At 50.9% G+C, this 18,056-nt stretch carries 14 protein-coding genes; 2 read left to right on the top strand and 12 right to left on the bottom strand.

Annotation, left to right across the window (positions count from 1 at the left end):
• Positions 1 to 174: 174 nt before the first annotated feature.
• The 6 genes from IM700_RS19130 to IM700_RS19105 form a co-directional block, all read right to left on the bottom strand.
• Complete coding sequence (locus tag IM700_RS19130; protein WP_193418485.1) at positions 175 to 1,782, bottom strand: DUF3502 domain-containing protein; 1,608 nt, start codon at positions 1,780 to 1,782, stop codon at positions 175 to 177.
• A gap of 39 nt (positions 1,783 to 1,821) precedes the next feature.
• A complete protein-coding gene (locus tag IM700_RS19125) occupies positions 1,822 to 2,733 on the bottom strand; it encodes a carbohydrate ABC transporter permease (protein ID WP_193418487.1) in 912 nt (303 codons plus the stop codon).
• Positions 2,734 to 2,745: 12 nt separating this feature from the next.
• Positions 2,746 to 3,720, bottom strand: a complete 975-nt coding sequence (locus IM700_RS19120) for an ABC transporter permease (RefSeq protein WP_155606016.1) — start codon at positions 3,718 to 3,720, stop codon at positions 2,746 to 2,748.
• A 14-nt stretch (positions 3,721 to 3,734) separates the two neighbouring features.
• A complete protein-coding gene (locus IM700_RS19115) occupies positions 3,735 to 6,536 on the bottom strand; it encodes a beta-galactosidase (protein WP_193418489.1) in 2,802 nt (933 codons plus the stop codon).
• 325 nt (positions 6,537 to 6,861) lie between these two features.
• Complete coding sequence (locus IM700_RS19110) at positions 6,862 to 7,914, bottom strand: LacI family DNA-binding transcriptional regulator (RefSeq protein ID WP_193418491.1); 1,053 nt, start codon at positions 7,912 to 7,914, stop codon at positions 6,862 to 6,864.
• Between the two features lie 166 nt (positions 7,915 to 8,080).
• Entirely contained in the window at positions 8,081 to 8,245 is a 165-nt protein-coding gene (locus IM700_RS19105) for a hypothetical protein (RefSeq protein ID WP_193418493.1), read from the bottom strand.
• 338 nt (positions 8,246 to 8,583) lie between these two features.
• Between IM700_RS19105 and IM700_RS19100 the strand changes: the two genes are divergently transcribed.
• The gene (locus IM700_RS19100) at positions 8,584 to 10,635 is read left to right on the top strand and encodes a GxGYxYP domain-containing protein (protein WP_193418495.1); all 2,052 of its coding nucleotides are present in this window, start codon (positions 8,584 to 8,586) and stop codon (positions 10,633 to 10,635) included.
• 84 nt (positions 10,636 to 10,719) lie between these two features.
• Here the strand turns inward: IM700_RS19100 and IM700_RS19095 are convergent, their stop codons facing one another.
• The 5 genes from IM700_RS19095 to bioB form a co-directional block, all read right to left on the bottom strand.
• Positions 10,720 to 12,660, bottom strand: coding sequence for an FtsX-like permease family protein (locus IM700_RS19095; protein ID WP_193418497.1), 1,941 nt, complete (start codon positions 12,658 to 12,660; stop codon positions 10,720 to 10,722).
• Positions 12,657 to 13,412 carry an ABC transporter ATP-binding protein gene (locus tag IM700_RS19090; protein WP_193418499.1) on the bottom strand — a complete coding sequence of 252 codons (756 nt, stop codon included), beginning with the start codon at positions 13,410 to 13,412 and terminating at the stop codon, positions 12,657 to 12,659. The genes IM700_RS19095 and IM700_RS19090 overlap by 4 nt, the downstream gene beginning before the upstream one ends.
• Positions 13,413 to 13,509: 97 nt before the next feature.
• Complete coding sequence (locus IM700_RS19085) at positions 13,510 to 14,517, bottom strand: sensor histidine kinase (RefSeq protein WP_193418501.1); 1,008 nt, start codon at positions 14,515 to 14,517, stop codon at positions 13,510 to 13,512.
• A complete protein-coding gene (locus IM700_RS19080) occupies positions 14,514 to 15,206 on the bottom strand; it encodes a response regulator transcription factor (protein WP_193418503.1) in 693 nt (230 codons plus the stop codon). The genes IM700_RS19085 and IM700_RS19080 overlap by 4 nt, the downstream gene beginning before the upstream one ends.
• 74 nt (positions 15,207 to 15,280) lie before the next feature.
• Entirely contained in the window at positions 15,281 to 16,282 is a 1,002-nt protein-coding gene (gene bioB, locus IM700_RS19075; RefSeq protein ID WP_193418505.1) for a biotin synthase BioB, read from the bottom strand.
• Positions 16,283 to 16,488: 206 nt separating this feature from the next.
• Here bioB and IM700_RS19070 point away from each other — a divergent pair, with 206 nt between their 5' ends.
• Complete coding sequence (locus IM700_RS19070) at positions 16,489 to 17,679, top strand: M14 family metallopeptidase (RefSeq protein WP_193418507.1); 1,191 nt, start codon at positions 16,489 to 16,491, stop codon at positions 17,677 to 17,679.
• 60 nt (positions 17,680 to 17,739) lie between these two features.
• On the opposite strand, the gene IM700_RS19065 is transcribed toward IM700_RS19070, so the two are convergent.
• Complete coding sequence (locus IM700_RS19065) at positions 17,740 to 18,006, bottom strand: FAD/FMN-containing dehydrogenase (RefSeq protein WP_155606027.1); 267 nt, start codon at positions 18,004 to 18,006, stop codon at positions 17,740 to 17,742.
• Between the last annotated feature and the right edge of the window lie 50 nt (positions 18,007 to 18,056).

Below are 18,056 nucleotides of genomic sequence, written 5' to 3'. Positions count from 1 at the left end.
ATTGAGCCTGAACATCTCAATTTTATTGGAATGGTCTTGTTGGTCAAACCCTAGATCCCTCCACCCGCATAGCGGGTGGTTTTTTGTTTCGCACGCTTCGCGAGCTCAACTGGCTAAAGCCGTAATAACGGACTCGCGAATTCGCGAGTCCGCACTCTTTTTTCTAACAAGACCTTATTCGCCCAGTTGAGCTTTATAGGCATCCAGCTGTTTTTGCAGTTCAGCTAACACCTTGTCGTAACCGGCCTGTTTTAACTTGCTTCTGAACTCCTCTACCGCTTGCGCCGGATCTCCGGCTTTCCCCATCACGATGGCCGGACCTAGCTCCCCGGTGACCTGCGAAACGGCTGTCAATTCAGCTTCCACCGGCGTTTTATCGAAGACAAATTGTCCATACACGTAAGGCTTCTTGATTTTGTCGTATTCGGCATACAACGTCTCTTCGATCTGATCCCATGTCGTTTCACTAGGAATTTCAAATTTGTCGACCCGACCGCCCCAGAAATCCGCATAGAAATTGTCTCTCGCGTCGTCGTACCCTTCCGGACGTGCACGTTTTCCGTCCTTGATCACATATTGCACGCCTTCAAGCCCATAGTTAATCAAATGATAGATTTCTTCATTGTTACGGATCAGATCATAAGCCATTAGCGCACGTTCCGGGTTTTTGCTGTGAGCCCCGAGGGACGTGCCGCCATGCGTGATCGACAGCTCCATTAGGTTCGTGCCTCGCGTCCGGGAGAACGGAAACATCTGCAGCTCCGACCCGGGTTGCGCTTTATCCATCTCTACGCGAAGTCCCGAGAACGTCTGCGTATGGTGCTGGTCGAGTCCCGACAAGCCCGCTTTCAACGCATCGCGGTTGTTGTTCTTGTTGTTCAGGGCGTCTTCGCGCCAGAAACCTTGATCCGCCCAGCTTTTCATCATGGTGGCATATTTCAGGAAAACGTCCTCGAACACCGGGCTGGTCGCGGTAAATTTCTCTTCGAACGATTTCGCCGTAAATACGGGCATGAAGCCGGTAGAGATCGGAAGCTCCAGCTCATCCGTATACGATTGCACGAATCCGCCCCAGGTTTGGGCTCCGGACGCCGCGTCCCACGGAATCACGTCCGGTTTATTGTCCTTAATGTACCGCAGGTATTTCTCAATTCCCTCCCAATCCTTAATCGGTTCGGTCATCCCGGCTTCCTTCGCCCAATCGCCGCGGTAGAAGAAGCCATGGTTGACCCACTGCGTATAATCGTTCTCCGGGATCAAGACGATTTTGCCGTTATATTTGCTCTCGTCCCAGTCCTCCTTCGGAATAGAGTTCCACGTTTCCGGTGCGTATTTCGGGAGAAGCTCATCCAGATTCATGAAAGCGCCGCGCTGCGCATTCCCCCAGGTGTCCAGCCAATCTGTTCCGATCGTAATCAGATCAATCGGTTCGCCGGAGGCTAACGCCAGATTGTATTTGGTCTGCCAATCCGCCCATTCGATCCATTTCCACTCCAGCTCGGCGTTGATTTTTTCTTTCATGATTTTGTTGACTTCCGTAAGGACTTTCTCGAATTGGCCATTCTTCGGTTTGTCACCCAACACGAGATAGCTAATCTTCACGAATTTGGACGTATCCACCCCACTGTCCGTCTCCTGACTGGCATTCGACTTGTTTCCTCCATTATTCGACGTATCTCCGCTAGCCCCGTTGTTGCCGTTTGAACCGCCGCCGCAGGACGCGAGCAGCAGCACCAACAAGCTTACCATCACCCAAATCGAAGTTTGCTTCCATCGAATCATTCGTACCAACCTCCCTCTTCTATATCAAATTGTGAAGCCTCAGCCTTTTACAGCGCCGACGGTGATCCCCTTGATGAAGTAGCGCTGCACAAACGGATAGAATAAAATCACCGGGCCCGTCGCAACGATGGCCGTCGCCATCTTCATGGATTCGAGCGGAACATCCCGCAACTCCACGTTCGAAGCCGCCGCTGAATTACGGATAAAGTCCGCGCTGGTGATGACGTTATACAAGAACAGCTGCAGCGGACGGTACTTCATGTCTGGCGATAAGAACAACATCGAGTTATACCATTCGTTCCAATACCCTAGTGCAATAAACAAACCTATCGTAGCGAGTGCCGGCGTTGTCATAGGCAGGATGAGACGGATGAAAATCGTGAAATCACCGGCCCCGTCGATTTTGGCGGATTCGGTGATGGCGTGAGGAATGGAGCGGACGAAGCTTTTCATCATAATGATGAGGAAAGGACTTAGCAAGCCGGGCAGTAAGACGGCCAAGTAATTGTCCTTCAGGCTCAAATACTGCGTCACGAGTAGATAGAACGGAACCAGACCGCCGGTGAACAACGTCGTAAAGTAGATAAAGAAGGAAATGCGGTTTCGATAGGCAAAATCGGGCCGCTGCAGCGCGTAACCAGTCATCGCCACCAGGAACAGCCCCAGCGCGGTACCGCAAACCGTGATGCCGATCGTCACGAGATAGGAGCCGACGATGAGGTCCGGATTTTCGAAGACGATTTTATAGGAGAAGGCGCTGAACTCTCGAGGCCAGAAATTGAATCCAAATCGTTTGATCGCGGACTCCGACGTAAAGGATGTGCCAAGGACAAGCAGAAAGGGCAATAAGCAGCATAGGGAGAAGAAGCCGATAAACAAGTAGCCTACGATTTTGACGATGATGCCGCCTAGATCTGTGCGGATGCTCCGGGCTTCATAAGCGTCATCCATACCTTGCACCTCCTAGAATAGTGAGTTGTCAGGCGAAACCTTCTTGACTAGCCAGTTGGCGGTCATGACCACGATAAATCCGAAGACGGATTGATACAGGCTGACGGCGCTGCCGATCGAGAAATTGAAATTCGTCATGAGGGCGCGGAACACGTAGGTTTCAATGATATCCGTCGTCGCGTACAGGGCCGTATTGTTTGCTCCAACCAGGTTGAAGAACAACCCGAAATTCCCGCGCAGAATACCGCCAAGCGAGAACAGAAGAAGGATGATAAAGGTTGGCTTCAGCCAGGGGAGCACGATATAACGGATTCGTTGGAACGCGCCCGCCCCATCGATTTCCGCGGCTTCGATAATCTCGTTATCGAGACCCATGATCGCCGCGAAATACACGATGGATCCATAACCGGTCGATTGCCATAAATAAGTCAGCACGATGATAAACGGCCAGATCCCGGCGTTCGAATACGTCTTCACCGGATCGAATCCCAGCGAGGTCAGGATGCTGTTGAGCAGGCCATAGTCATAGCTCAGCACATTGTAAGCGATCAAGCCAATCAGGACCGCTGAGATGAAATGCGGCAAGAACATCAAGGTTTGAGTCAGCTTTTTGAACCATTTGAGGCGAATTTCGTTCAGAAATACGGCGACGATGATTTGCAATACGTTCCCAAGCAGGATAAAAGCCAGGTTATAAACCACCGTGTTAAAAGTCAGTCGCCACAAATCGCCCGTCATGACCAGGAATCGGAAGTTATCAAAGCCCACGAACGGACTCTTGAAAATCCCATCCGTGTAGTTGTACTTGATGAACGCTAAATATAAGCCGGGCATCGGCAAATAGGCGAAAATGATAAAGAAGATGATGGCAGGCAGACACATGAGCAGCAGGGTCTTATTGTTCCAAAACCGTCTGAATCGGCCGTTCTGGGCCCTGTGCAATTGCGGCGGCCGTTTGCGCACCTTTGTAGGCGTCGTGATCTCCATATGCATCCTCCCTTCTATACGGAAATAACCTCAAGGCTCTCCAATTTGCCTGGAGCCTGTTCATCTGCCGCCTCGAGATAGATGGACAGCTGCGCCTGGTTGTCATGAAACCAAGGTCCCGGCAAGTAAAACGAATTCGTGCTTCCGCCGGTCATCGTTGGCCTTCCCGTCCCTCCAGGCAACCAAAGCCGGCCAACGATCCGCTCATCCATAAACACGGTAAGCTTTAAACCAGAGCCTGCCGCACGTACCCTCCACCCTTTGCCTTGAGCGGAATTGTTGATTGCGGCGAACAACCAACCTGTCTTTCCAGAGTCAAGACTCAGCGGCAAATGCCCTGGAGCGGCAGAAGCAATCCTATGGTCCGCTTCTGCCTTCAGCTCGGCTTCCTCCGCCGCAGCAACCGTGAACGTCGAAGCCTCGACACCTTCATAAATCACCACTTCACCGCCAGGCTGCCCCATCGTTCGCAGCAGATGGACTTCCAGCTGTAGCTCTTGGCCTGGGGTGACATAGGGCTTTAGATCGATAAAAGCATCCATCGGATGGATGGAACCCACCTCGACGCCATTTACCCAAAGCTGCGCGTAGCCTTGCAAATTCCGAAAGTGCAGGATCCACGCCGATGGTTTAGCTGTGGGTACGAACTTCTTGCGAAACACTTGTTGTGACGGGTGATCCGCGGATAACCAGCTTCCAAAGCCGACCACCGGCCAAAGCGCTTCATCTATCTTAGTCGCGGCACTTGGCGACAAGCGTTCGCCACTTGGATTCACGCTCCAGTTCGCAGTTATGTCGTGAATGGCCGTGATCGCTGTAACGCCTCCTATCCCCTTCAAGGAAGGTAGGCAGAGGGCGGGAAGCCGGAGATCATTAAAGTTACTGTGCCCCCAAATTTCTACGCGTGCTTGAATCTTCTTGGCATCTCGTCCGTCAACAGGAACAAACACGCTGGCTCCTCCAGGAGTCAAGGTTCCGAGGTAAGTCCCGTCGGCATACAACGAGACAACATCGCTGGCTTGTCGGATAAGAAGTCCCCGAAGCTGGTCATCCGCGTTAATCAGGTTAACGTTGGCCTCATACCAAGCGTATCCGCGATAGATGCCCAGCCGTTCCAGAAAATCAAGCTTCGCCTCATCCGTTAACGCCGATACCGCCTGCAATGGCGGTTTCCATCCTTCCCCTGAAACAAACTGCCACTCTAGAGCTGGCGACGGGTCGGAGTTGTTCAACTTCGGTTGAAACATAGTAGCCGTCATCGTGCCGTCCAGGTTGATTGTCTCGGTATGAAGCGCTTTCAATCGATTTGTGACAATCACCGTGAACCGTCGTCCATCCTTCAGTTCAAACCGGCAATACGCTGTTTCTTCGCCAGTAAGAAGCAATTCTATATGTCCCTCGCGCCTGATAACTTGCATTCCCTGCGCTAACGGCGCATGTACCGCTTCGATGGCTAATGCGATCCTTCCGTGATTTCCTTCCGTGTGAAACGCCAGTACGGTGCCATCATTCTGTTGTCCCGCCATATAAAGCTCCGCCGTGGAGAAGATGAGCTGTCCTGGCACTCCCCAAAGGGACAACGGAACATTTACCGGAAGTGCCAGGGATCTTGATGCAGACAAAGTCAAAGCGCCAGTTGATGAGGTGTGGGCTCCCATGCCCCCTAGCAAATTGATTTGCTTGGCACGGTCTTCACCGTTAGTAACAAAAATCAGCTCCCCACCGCCTTGTAGACGCAGCACATATGGACCAAACACCCCCTCCGTTTCTCCTTGAACAGACCATGTACCACCGGAATCCGGTTCGGCTTCCGCAATCGCTCTGCCATAGGCACGAATTAATCTGGCAAGAAGCTTCGCCTCCTGGGCTTCTGCGCGAAGATGGCCTTCCGGCGAAATCATACCCCCGAAGTCATAATCCGACGTCAGGAAAGCCAGCGGCTTGCCCCAGTTATTAATGGCATTCGTGAAGCCAAAGTTCGTGCCTGAAACCTGAAGGTATGGTCCCAGCAGCTTGGTTCCGGTTGACAGCAGCCTGCGGAGCAGGTAATGACTTCGGTTCGTTTCGGTGACAAGCAGTGGATAATTCATCCCATGAAGTACATGTCGATAATGCAGCACTTTCTTTTCAAAATGGGGATCCTGGTCATCGGGGTAAAAATTACAAGTCGGTACAACGCCATCTGTTAATCCAGACGCCTGCAACAGGCCGCCTTGACCCGCACAAGCGATGAGCGGAACGGATAATCCATGAGCGACTGCCATGTCGCGGAGGGCCGCCATATATCCTGCGGGATCGGAGCAACCGTAGAAGTCCAGTTCATTCTCCAGTTGAACGAGGATGACACTCCCTCCGCTCGTGACTTCATGACGCCTAAGAATCGGTAGGATCTGTGCATACCATCTAGCCACATGCTGCAAAAAGGCGGGATCGTTGTTCCTGATGCGCACAAAGGGCTCTTTGGCGTAAAGATACGAAGGTAAAGCACCTCCGTCCCACTCCGAACAAATGTAAGGGCCTGGACGGGCGACGACCCATAACCCCGCTTCGCTTGCCAGTTGTAGGAATTTCTCCGCATCCCGCATCCCGTTGAAGTCCCACTTCCCCTCTTGGGGTTCGTGGAAATTCCACGGGAAGTAGACGTCGATACAGTTATAGCCAGCTTCCTTAACCTGATCCAAGCGCTCTTTCCACAATTCCGAAGGAACCCGGAAATAAAAAAGCGAGGCGCAAAGCAGAATCACGCTTTCACCATGAATGCTGACCGCTTGGCCGGATAAACTCACTACAGATTCGGACTCGACACGCGTATTCATAGCGGACCACTCCCAGCGTCTGTAATATTTAATTTTTTAATGAATCCCATTTCATGAAACCCGTTACATTTTGGTTAACACAAAATGAATGAAACGGGTTTCATTTTTTGGGTTAAATCACTCTTCACGTCGTTCTGTCAGATGCTTGAGATGAAGTACTGGTCATCAGAAATCGTTGGTGAATGTAGTAAAGTGAATTGTCACATAGGAGGGTGTGTAGAAGAGGTGCAGGTACTTGGAGTAAATGTAAGGGCTTTCGCAGTTATTCTAGCTTAGCAAGATTTGCGTTGTCAATCCTTTTTTTGCCACAATCGGGCCGAAGCTCCTAACTTTTGTTAAGAGGCATGGTAGATTCCCGAATGATCAGCTCCGGCTTAAGCCAGGTTGTTTTGTTTACCTTGGACTTCGTGATCATTTGGTGCAGCACTTCCCCCGCCGTCCGCCCCAGTTCATGGGTTCGAAGCGAAACGGTCGTGAGCTCCGGAATGCTGTTGGATGCAAATGGGATATCATCATAACCGATAATCGACAGATCCTCGGGGACTCTAAGTCCCGCTTTGACGGCTGCTTTCAATACGCCGATCGCCACCAGGTCGTTCAGGCAAAAGATCGCGGTCGGCCGATTAGCCAACTCCAACAACTGGTTCATAAACGCAGTACCGCTGGCAACAGAGAACCCTCCATGGAGTACCCACTCTTTGCGCACTGTAAGGCCCGACTGCGCCATCCTCTTCATAAACGCTGACGTTCGTTGCAACGTGTTGGACATATTCCGGTAGCCGCCAACGATCGCAATGTCGCGGTGCCCGAGCTCGATCAGGTGCTGCGCCGCCAACTCTGCGCCATGCTTCTCATCCACTGCCACTCGGTTTAATCCCGAGTTGGACAGCCTACCATTTAAGAGAAGTACAGGTAGCCTTTTGCCAATCTCGACAACCTCTTCGACCAACTGCCCATCGGGTTTGGCTAAATCGACCCTTCCCCCCATCATCACAATTCCGTCCACCTGCTTCTCCGCAAGCGCGTTCAAATATTGAGACTCCCGGATATACTGTTCCGCGCTGTCTACACTGGCTGATACGGTATCGCAAAGGAAATAGGTGTACCCTTGCTTACTCGCTTCCAGATCGAATCCGGACAACACTTCCGGAAAGAAGGGGTTTGTAATATCCGGGAGAATAATGCCGATCATTCCTGTTTCTTTTTTTGACAAACTTCGCGCCAGCGCATTGGGTTGAAACTGGTATTTGCTGATCAGTTCATTAATGCGTTCCCGGGTCTCCTTTTTGACGGGAGCCGTATTGTTAAGTACGCGAGAGACCGTGGCAACAGAGACGTTGGCTTCCTTGGCGATGTCGTATACTGTAATCGGTTTCATAAAATCACCTACCCGAAATTAGTAGCACAGAACATCCCAAGTATATCAAATTATCCAACATTTGAGAACGGAAACGTCTCTATTCCAGATGCAATGAACGAATGAGTCAGCATGGCAAAAAACAGACCCTCTTCTTCTAGAGAGAGGGCTCTGTTCCCTGTCAGGATTACGTTTGATCTTGCTCCGCTTCCTCGTTGTCGGGATCATATGCGGTTACATCCGGTTGCTCCGGCATAAATCCAGAACGTGTATGCGGGGTTGTATCTTCATAAATCGTGCGTGGGTCTCCATCCGTTTCGATTCGTTCTTGATCTTGATTTTGATTTGGCATACCTATAGTCCCCCTTTACGCTGAATAGCGTCTCCGGCATCGAACATTTTCATTCACAGGCTCAACATATGATATATTTGCTATATTTAAAAAGGACAACATCTATCTTTTTAAATGAGTTCTTTTCGATAGTGTCTGAAGTCGAAAACTGGTCTAACTCTGAAAGCTTTAATCGATCTCTGCAAAGTTTTGTCGAAGGTATTGAAATATACAATAACATATATTAAATATATCATGTAAACCTTTCCAATCCAGCCAATTGCTATGCCAGGAGGTGGATCATCGATCTTAACGAAATCAACGACGCTACCTATTCCCATTAAGAGAGGTGACGATTTATGTTTCGCAAATGGATCATGTTAAGTTTAGCTCTAGTTTGTACGTTAACCATGCCGTTGGGAGCATCCGCTGAGACTTCCAGCCAAGCGGATCTAAACCGTAAAAACGGTATCGTCTGGCCGAAGGATAAGGAGCTCCCCACCTTCGCCAAAGTCAAACGTTTGGATGTGGCACAAGTGTTCGACGCTTCGGGCGACATCAAGATTCTGCTGACAACGCTCCAAGGCATCGTCAACCGCACGGAACCGAGAATTTACGTGCAGCAGAATGAGCAAGATCCCTGGATCAACGATCTTCATGTCCTTTATCGCGTTCATGATAACGCGATGGATATCGTCAAGGCTTACGCCCGGGAGGTCAAGGGCGTGATCGTCTACGATCCGGCCGTTCCTGACTCCATCAATGTTGCAACGACGCTTGCTGGATTGAAGGACGCTGTCGTGGCCAGCCCTGAACTGGCCAAAGAACTGACCGCGGCGCCTTATCGCCTGATAGTGATCGAGGATCTGCAAGGGAAGTTCCAAGATCGAATGGATGCTTACACTTGGCAGTATGAGCATTTATGGAGTCAAACGACGAAACGAATGCTGGTCGGACTCAGCCCGAATACGTCCATCCCGCTTCCTCCGGACAATTTCGAGTCCTTCAAGACGGTTCTTACTGAACCGGAACAAATTCGCGATGCAAGCAACCGGAGAACGTACGATCTAGACTTGTCCGAGTTTCTGGGAGAAGATGCCGTCTATCTGCGCTTCCAGGATGCTTTCACGCAAGACGGCTGGGGGCCTGCGGTTCATGAAATCAGCGTTACGGCAGACGGCGAGGAGATCCTTCGCTTCGAAACCGGAACGCCGGAAGAAGAAGCGTATCTGTATGACCGGCAAGGCTCTAAATTTCTGCCGGGCGCGGACCACCGTTTTGCCGACAACGGCAACTACTTCGTGTACAAGTTCAACCCGCCGGCGGGCACTCAGCAATTGACGGTTACCGTCGAAATGTGGAACCAATTCAAGGTCTCCGCCAGCAGCGTAAAGCCGCTCTCCTCGGAGCAAAAGGAGCCGTACGGTTACCTCCGCGATTATGCGGTGGCCAACAAAGCGATGGTGTTCTGGCTCTCCAGCGGAGTGCCTGAGCAAAGGGAGTTGTTCGAACGGATCTTAGCGGATGTAGAACCGGGAACACCGTATTTGGGGTGGTTCGATAATGATGTTGAAGGCGAAGTCGCAGGGATCGACCTGACTTCACGTCACGGCGTTTACGTCTTGCCTTCCGACTGGTTCCATAATATGACGGTAATGGCGGGGACAAAAGCGAAGCCGGCAAAGCCTAACAAGCCGGTAACCCCGAAGCTGAACAACAAGATCTACGTGACCTTCACGTTTGGCGAGGGCGATAATCTACAATACGATCAAAATCATATGCGCAATCTTTGGAATGATCCTGCTCGCGGCCAAGTGCCCATGAACTGGACGGCTAGCCCGCTCCTCGTTGATGCGGCCCCTACGATCCTAGACTATTACCAGTCCACCGCGACGAAGAACGATCTGCTGGTGGCCGGACCATCAGGAGCCGGGTATTTCAGTCCGCAGGTATGGCCGGAGGAGAGCTTTGCCACATTCATGAAAGATTCCTACCCGTACTTGAAGAAATCCGGCATGTCATATCCTTTTGTCATCAACCGTGAAGACAATCATGACGTTCCTCTCACCGGTTTCAAAGCGGAATCCTATGTGAAAGATTTGAAAGTGCCTGGCCTGTTCCTTGGAGGCGGTAGCCAAAATTACGTAGAAATCGTCAACGGCAATTTACCCGTTTCTTATTTCAAAGGCACGACCACTGCTAGAGATGGAATCAACATTTTGAACGATGCGAAAGCTTCTTGGGACGGGAACTCGCCGATGTTTGTTTCCGTTGGGGTCAACGCGTGGAGCATGAGACCATCGGACGTCGTAGAGATCACGCAAGCACTGGGACCTGAATTTGAAGTCGTGTTAGCGGATAGCTATTTTACGCTGATTCGAGAAGCCTACGGACTTCCGAAGAAACCTTAACCCTAGAATAACCCTCAAAAAAACAAGGCGGGAGCGTCCTAAAAAGACGATTCCGCCTTGTTCCTGTCTGGAGGGTCCTGGTTTTTATAACGATTCCTTGATGATACGCTTATAGAACAGGACCGACAACAAACCAAAGATCGAATAAAGTGCCGTATAGATCAACATCACCAGGATCATCGGTGTCCAGAGCTCCGTCCCGAACAAAAACCAACCGGAACGGACGGCAAAATAACTATGCGACAAGCCAACGGCCAACGGGATACCGAAGTTGAACACCTGCTTGAATTGAATCCCCCGCAGCAGATTCCCCGGCGTAAATCCAAGCTTTCGCAAGATGGTGTAGCTCGGCTTCTCTTCTTCCCCTTCGCCCGTCTGCTTGAAATACAGAATGCAACCTGAAGTGATGAGGAAGGTTAATCCCAGAAAACCTACGATAAACATGATCAACCCCATATTGCTCTTCTGGTCCATGATGATCTGATATTGGGAGTATGCACCCGACGTTTCTTCATAACTCTTGTCTTGATAGATCTGATTCGCTTGCTCCAGCAAATCGGGATTCACCACATCGATCCCGTAGTAGACCGGGTCAGGTCGCTGAAGTTCCGGTTTTGCATCCTGCATCAGTCGTTCGAATACGGCATGATCGAGGATCACAGACGGCATTCCGGAGGAATAACGAAGCGATACGATCGCATCTTTTTTTGTATCGATCACGGTGACCGGGATGGATTCCGAGCTTCCTTTTAACGTGATTTTCCCTTCCGAGTGCAAGCCCATAAATTGCTCCACGGCATTGCTCGAGCCAGCGAACAGTGCTTCCTTCGAATCCAGTTCGACGCCTTCGACTTCTTGTTCGTCAACGACGGCAAGCGTGACGTCATTGGAGCCCTCTTGCTTCTCCAAGACGGTATCAAAGATTTGAGAAACATCAGCCTCAACGATGAGCACACGGCGCTGGGTTTCTCGCGTATCGATCCCGGCTGTCTTCAAAGCTTGCTTGAAAGCCTCTACGTCCGCAGGCTCTGACAATGCAAAATGATTCGGTACGGTTTGCTCCGCCGATTTTTCCGTCGAATAGAAAGAGATGTAGCTTAGCGACAACAAGCCGATCGCCAGCGCCGACACGGTCGTGATGATCGTCAGCAGCAGCGCGTTCGATTTCATTCGGAACATGATTGAGGATAAGGACAGCACCTCATTCAGCGACAGATACCCCCCCTTCGCTTTACGCACCAAGTTGAAGATAAAACTGACCGACCCTTTATAAAACAGGTATGTTCCGATAATCACCGACCCTAATATCAGGATCATCGCGAGAAACAGCTCCTGCATTCCGGTATAGTTGCCGCTGAACAAATCCGCCGATATCCGGTAACCGTAAAGGATCAGCCCGATTCCCAGAATACCGAAGACGATTTCGGACAACGGCATCCTGCGGTAAGCGTTCTCCGTGGTAGACGTCACCCGGAACAGCGACAGGATGCTTTGACGCTTGATGAACAAATAGTTCATCAGCATGATCAACAGGTAGATCGCCGCAAAAACAACGACGGTCTGTATCAGTGCCTGCGGGGAGAATCGCAATGTCGCCTCGGCATCCACGCCAATGATCTGAAACAGAATCATAAGCAACAACCGGGAGCAGGAAAACCCGACGAACATGCCGATCAGCATGGAGCCGAAATAAAGAATCAGGTTTTCGCTGCTGAGGATGCCAAAGATCTTTCCTTTCGTTAATCCGATTAATTGAAACAAGCCAATTTCCTTACTTCTCCGTTTGATGAAGATGGTATTCGCATAGAGCAAGAAAATAGCGACGATCGCAACGAGCAGCACTGACGCAGCGGCTAATCCGGCCGCTCCTTTCACGGAGCCCTTCATTTCGTCCAGCGCCGGGTCGTACTGCAAGGTGACAAATGCGAAGTATAACGCAACGCTGAAAATCAAGGCGAACACGTACAAGTAATAGTTTTTCAGGTTTTTTTTCAGATTGCGGTAAATCAGATGGGTCAAGCTCATTCCTGCACCCCACCCAAAACGCCCTGAGCCTTGATGATGTCGTTGAAGAACGCCTGCCTTGGCTCGTCGCCTTTATTTAGCTGCAAATAGATTTGTCCATCCTTAATGAAAACAACGCGGCTGGTATAGCTCGCCGCCACCGGATCGTGGGTCACCATAATGATCGTTGCCATGATCTTGCGGTTCAGCTCGCTGAGCTTGTTCAACAAATCCGAAGCGGACTTCGAATCCAGCGCGCCTGTCGGCTCATCGGCGAATATAATGCTCGGATCGTGGATGAACGCCCGTGCAGCCGAGGTTCGCTGTTTTTGCCCGCCCGAAATTTCGTTCGGGTATTTGTCCTTGATGTCGTAGATGCCAAGTTCCGTGGCGATCTCCTGAAACTTATGGTCTGCCTCTTTACGAGAGACGTTTTTGATCGAGAGCGGCAGCAGGACGTTTTCTTTGACCGTTAACGTATCCAGCAAATTGTACTCCTGAAAAATAAAGCCGAGATGGGTTTTGCGGAATTCAGCCAACTCTTTCTCCTTTAGTCCCGTAAACTCTTTGCCTTCGATTTTGATGCTGCCAAGGCTGACCTTATCGATGGAAGAAAGCACGTTTAGTAAAGTCGTCTTGCCGGAGCCGGACGCCCCCATGATACTGACGAATTCCCCCTTCTCCACACCCAGGTCAATCCCTTTCAGCACTTCCTGACGATTGAATTTGTTGCCATAGCTTTTATGAATTTTGCTGGCTTCGAGTATCGCCATGATTGATCACTCCTTTGTCCTACCCTAATCTTAACTTGCCCGGAATGGAGTTTCCTGCGTTTCACCGAACAAAGCAAACGAGCATGTGACATTGTTGTCACATGCCCAGGGTATGGACGTAAGTATTGCTCCTCGGAAAATACAACGTAATGGTGGTTCCTACACCGGGCGTTGATTCAACGCTCATCCGAATCGACAGGGAGTCCGCGACCTTCTTTGCCAAATACAACCCCATTCCGGTGGCAGCGTGATCATCATGGTTCTTCGTAGAGGTAAATCCTTTCTCGAATATACGCGGCAGGTCCTTCACTTCAATCCCCCGACCGCTGTCGCGGACGCAAAGCCAGGCCTGTCCATCCGGCGATATTCCAGAACCCACGACGATATCAGAGGCCGAACTGTATTTCACCGCATTGGTCAACAGTTGCCGTACGATGAACGCCAACCATTTCGCATCCGTGAGCACTTCCTGGACAGGCAGGTTGACATCAAAACCGATGCCTTTTTGCAAACACCATGCTCGCAGCTCGCGAATCTCATTAATTAGCAAGGGCTCCAGCTTCACTTGCTCGATATATAGATCGTTTTCGATGAACGGAATGCGTTTCTGGTGCAACTGGCGATCCAGCAACAGGTGAATGCGCAACCACTCCAGCCGCAGTTGCTCCTTCAGCGGCTCGTCGCCCATCCGATCGATCATGAGTCGCATGGCGGTTAATGGGGTTTTCACCTCGTGAATCCAGGACATCAGCTCATCCTTCTCCTCTTCCAACTGGGCGACAAGCTGCGACGTTTCCTTGCGAAACTTGTCCGTTTGCTCGTTTAATCGATCCATCACGATAGATTGAAACGGACTTTCCGGCGCAGCGATCACGTTCAAATCGTACGTATCCTCCCAGGCGGCTAGGCTTTGATGGAACCGGGTTTCCTTCGAATAACGGATCAGCAAAAATGCCGCAAATAACAATATCGATAAGAAAACAATATATAACATCGGCAGGAACGGAATCGTCCGATCGATCGCGGCGACGGAGAGGAGCAGGAGCTGCAGGGCGATCACGAGCAGGATCCAGCTTAGGCGCTCACGCAAATATTTTCCGATCATAACGTCTGAACCTCTTCGGTTGCCATATAACCTTGCCCGACCTTCGTCTCGATATAAGCGTCAAGCTCGAGGTCCTCCAGCTTTTTGCGCAACCGATTTACGTTTACCGTCAAGGTATTGTCGCTGACGAAATGCTCGTTGTCCCATAAGCTTCGGATCAGCTCCTCGCGGCTGACGATGCGATTTTTTTGCTCTACAAGCAGCTTGAGGATGAGCATTTCATTTTTCGTTAACTCAATGGTCCCTCGCTCTGCCGTGATGGCGTTGCGTCCATATTCGATCGTTGCTCCGCGCCACGTCCTCAGCTCAACGCGTTCGGTATTATAGTTGTAAACCCGGCGAAGCGTCGCCTGGATTTTGGCAATGAGCACCTCGAAATGGAACGGCTTCTGTACAAAATCATCCGCGCCTAGCTGCATGGACATCACCATGTCGGTCGGATGGTCGCGCGAAGACAGGAAAATGATCGGCACATTGGAATGGGCGCGGATTTGTCGGCACCAATGAAACCCATCGAACTTGGGCAACTGGATATCGATCAGAACCAGATCCGGGCGAATGGCCGTAAATTCCTCCAAGACGTTGCCAAAATCCCGAACGCCATGTACCCCATAGGACCATTGCTGCAGCCGTTCGCGGATTTCCTGAAACAAGGACGGATCGTCTTCGATTAACATGATTTGAAACAAGCGAATCACCACGTTTTTAGGATTCTATACCTAATTCAGTTTAATGGATTACGAGGCGTTTCGCTATCCTTCCGTTAAATCGCTGTTAGTTCGATTTCAAAGCCCAGATCCTCGATCATCCGGTGATCTAAGGATACATCTTGGCCTTCTGTCGTCATGTAATCGCCTACGAAGATCGAGTTCGCCGCATATAAGGATAGCGGCTGCAGTGTCCGGAGGCTGACCTCCCGGCCGCCCGCCACGCGGATTTCTTTCGATGGACAGATGAAACGGAACAAGGCCAACACTTTAAGCGCTTTTTGCGCCGTTACCCGTCCCCCCCGTTCCAACGGTGTGCCCGGGATGGCGTTCAAGAAATTGATCGGAACCGAATCGGCATCCAGATCGCGGAGCGCTAAAGCCATCTCCACGATTTCTTCATCCGATTCGCCCATTCCGATGATCACGCCGGAGCAGGGAGACATCCCGTGCGCTCTTGCGGTCTCGACCGTCGCCACGCGTTGATCGTAAGTATGGGTCGTCGTAATCGACGGATAGTTGGTCCGGCTCGTGTTCAAATTGTGGTTATAGCGGTGAACCCCGGCTTCACTCAGTTTCTGCGCCTGCTCCTCCCTAAGGATGCCCAGGCAGGCGCAAATCTTCAGCGGCATCGTTGCGCGAATTTCGGCGACTGCCTCTACGACCTGCTCCAACTCCTTGTCGGTTGGCCCCTTGCCGGAGGCTACGATGCAATACGTTCCCGCCTTGCGCTGCAACGCCTCGCGAGCTCCAGCCACCAGCGTTTCCTTGTCGAGCAACGGGTATTTCGGGATCGAAGCTGTCGAGACCAAGGATTGCGAGCAGTACCCGCAATCTTCGGGACATAGTCCGCTTTTAGCATTGATGATCATGTTCAGCTTCACTTTGTTGCCATAGTAATACCGTCTGACCCGATACGCCGCCTCCATCAGCGGCAGCAATTGATCATTCTCGGCTTGTAATACGGAAAGCCCCTCCTCCCAAGTTAAAACCACTCCGTTTAGGGCTTTATCGGCTAGCGAATCCCAGCTCTGTCCTTCCGTCTTGCGTTGGTTCATCCATCATCCCAGCTTTCTATGCCTGATTAGCTCTACAGCAAATGAGCTCCTATTGTTAACCTTAATATAAATTTATGGTTAACAATTAACCTTCTAGATTCTACCTGAAAGTTTGGATGTTGTGAAGGTTTCATTCCATTTGGCATGGAGCGCGCTTGCCCCTACATAGGTTGTTATAAGGCAAAAATGTGCAGGAGGGATTTGTTATGCGTATACAAGTACGTTCGGGGGATACGTTATGGTATTACAGCCAGATCTTTCAACTTCCGCTGCAATTGATCGTGGATTCCAACCCGGGTATTCAAGCGGAAAGTCTTAGCGCGGGCCAAACCATCCACATTCCCGGTTTTCTGTCCAGCGAATATCAGGTGAAAGCCGGGGATTCCGTTTGGAAGCTGTCCAGGGACCGCGGGGTTTCGATGGATGTGATCCTTTTGCTGAACCAATCGGTGAATCCCAATCAGCTTGCGGTTGGTCAGCGGCTGCAGCTTCCGCTGCGAGTCACCTGGTTCGTGGTCGACATCCGTAAACCGTACGATTCCGCCGCATTGCGGGAAGATTTGAACCGGTTGATGGACATCTACCCGTTTGTAGCCTACCAAAATATTGGAAATACGGTCATGAACAAACCCATCCCTGAACTACGCATCGGAAAAGGAAAGAAAAAGGTGCATGTCAACGGAGCTTTTCATGCGAATGAATGGATTACGACGCCGGTGTTAATCAAATTTCTGAATCAGTATCTGCTTGCGCTTACGAATAGCAGCTCGATTCGCGGTCTGCCGATGTGGCCTTATTACGAAGAGGTTACTTTCTCGATGGTGCCCATGGTGAATCTGGACGGTGTAGACCTCGTTATCCATGGATTGCCGAATCAGGAGCCTTACCACAGCAACGTGCTGTCTTACAACGGTGGCAACACCGACTTCCAAGGGTGGAAAGCCAACATCAATGGGGTTGACTTAAATGACCAATTCCCGGCTTTATGGGAACGTGAGGTTGCTAGGAATCCGGTGGAGCGCGGGCCTCGGGATTATCCGGGCACCGCCCCGCTGACCGAACCTGAAGCGATCGCCATGGCCAACTTGACCCGGCAGAGCGACTTTGATCATGTTCTCGCGTTCCATACCCAAGGCCAAGTCATCTATTGGGGCTTCGAGAACCGCGAGCCGGCTTATGCCGAAACGATCGCGAATGAATTCGCCCGGGTCAGCGGTTACGAGGCCATCCGTAACGTGGAGAGCTATGCCGGATATAAAGATTGGTTCATCTATGATTTCCGGCGTCCTGGATTTACGATCGAGCTGGGAACCGGCGTCAACCCGCTGCCGCTCTCTCAATTTGACGAGATTTATGAGGAAAGCTTAGGGATTTTACTGGCCAGCATGTACATGTAAGTGTAAACGCAAAAACAAGGCCCCCTGCTATTGCAGAGGGCCCTTTCTGTGTAAAGAGGCTTAAAAATTCATCATACCTCCGCGGAGGTTGGGGTTCATCATTCTGGACGTTCCCGTTCCGCTTTGACCGTGACAGTTGTTGATCCGATCCTGAATTTGCTCATCCGTCAGATTGGGATGCATCTGTTTCGCATAGGGTAGCATCCAATCCCAAACTCCATTCGGATCGTTCTCTGCACCGTTGCTCGCACCAGCCGCATAAACTCCAGCCGCACCAATCCCCATCACCAATACGAAGGCAGCGATTCCAAGGCCAAGCTTCTTCATGTTGTTCTCCTCCTTAGGCAAGCGATTGGCTTTCATTCTAGCAGGGGCGA

The organism is Paenibacillus rhizolycopersici (genome assembly GCF_014947195.2).
In the GTDB taxonomy this organism is placed as follows: domain Bacteria; phylum Bacillota; class Bacilli; order Paenibacillales; family Paenibacillaceae; genus Fontibacillus; species Fontibacillus rhizolycopersici.
This window is presented reverse-complemented; position numbering and strand designations above follow the sequence as displayed.

Excerpts from the sequence above, each read along its gene's own strand:
- IM700_RS19110 (WP_193418491.1), bottom strand. The coding sequence starts at position 7,914 with ATGAAACCGATTACAGTATACGACATCGCCAAGGAAGCCAACGTCTCT.
- IM700_RS19085 (WP_193418501.1), bottom strand. The coding sequence starts at position 14,517 with ATGATCGGAAAATATTTGCGTGAGCGCCTAAGCTGGATCCTGCTCGTG.
- IM700_RS19095 (WP_193418497.1), bottom strand. The coding sequence starts at position 12,660 with ATGAGCTTGACCCATCTGATTTACCGCAATCTGAAAAAAAACCTGAAA.
- IM700_RS19120 (WP_155606016.1), bottom strand. The coding sequence starts at position 3,720 with ATGGAGATCACGACGCCTACAAAGGTGCGCAAACGGCCGCCGCAATTG.
- IM700_RS19125 (WP_193418487.1), bottom strand. The coding sequence starts at position 2,733 with ATGGATGACGCTTATGAAGCCCGGAGCATCCGCACAGATCTAGGCGGC.
- IM700_RS19130 (WP_193418485.1), bottom strand. The coding sequence starts at position 1,782 with ATGATTCGATGGAAGCAAACTTCGATTTGGGTGATGGTAAGCTTGTTG.
- IM700_RS19070 (WP_193418507.1), top strand. The coding sequence starts at position 16,489 with ATGCGTATACAAGTACGTTCGGGGGATACGTTATGGTATTACAGCCAG.
- bioB (WP_193418505.1), bottom strand. The coding sequence starts at position 16,282 with ATGAACCAACGCAAGACGGAAGGACAGAGCTGGGATTCGCTAGCCGAT.
- IM700_RS19090 (WP_193418499.1), bottom strand. The coding sequence starts at position 13,412 with ATGGCGATACTCGAAGCCAGCAAAATTCATAAAAGCTATGGCAACAAA.
- IM700_RS19100 (WP_193418495.1), top strand. The coding sequence starts at position 8,584 with ATGTTTCGCAAATGGATCATGTTAAGTTTAGCTCTAGTTTGTACGTTA.
- IM700_RS19065 (WP_155606027.1), bottom strand. The coding sequence starts at position 18,006 with ATGAAGAAGCTTGGCCTTGGAATCGCTGCCTTCGTATTGGTGATGGGG.
- IM700_RS19105 (WP_193418493.1), bottom strand. The coding sequence starts at position 8,245 with ATGCCAAATCAAAATCAAGATCAAGAACGAATCGAAACGGATGGAGAC.
- IM700_RS19115 (WP_193418489.1), bottom strand. The coding sequence starts at position 6,536 with ATGAATACGCGTGTCGAGTCCGAATCTGTAGTGAGTTTATCCGGCCAA.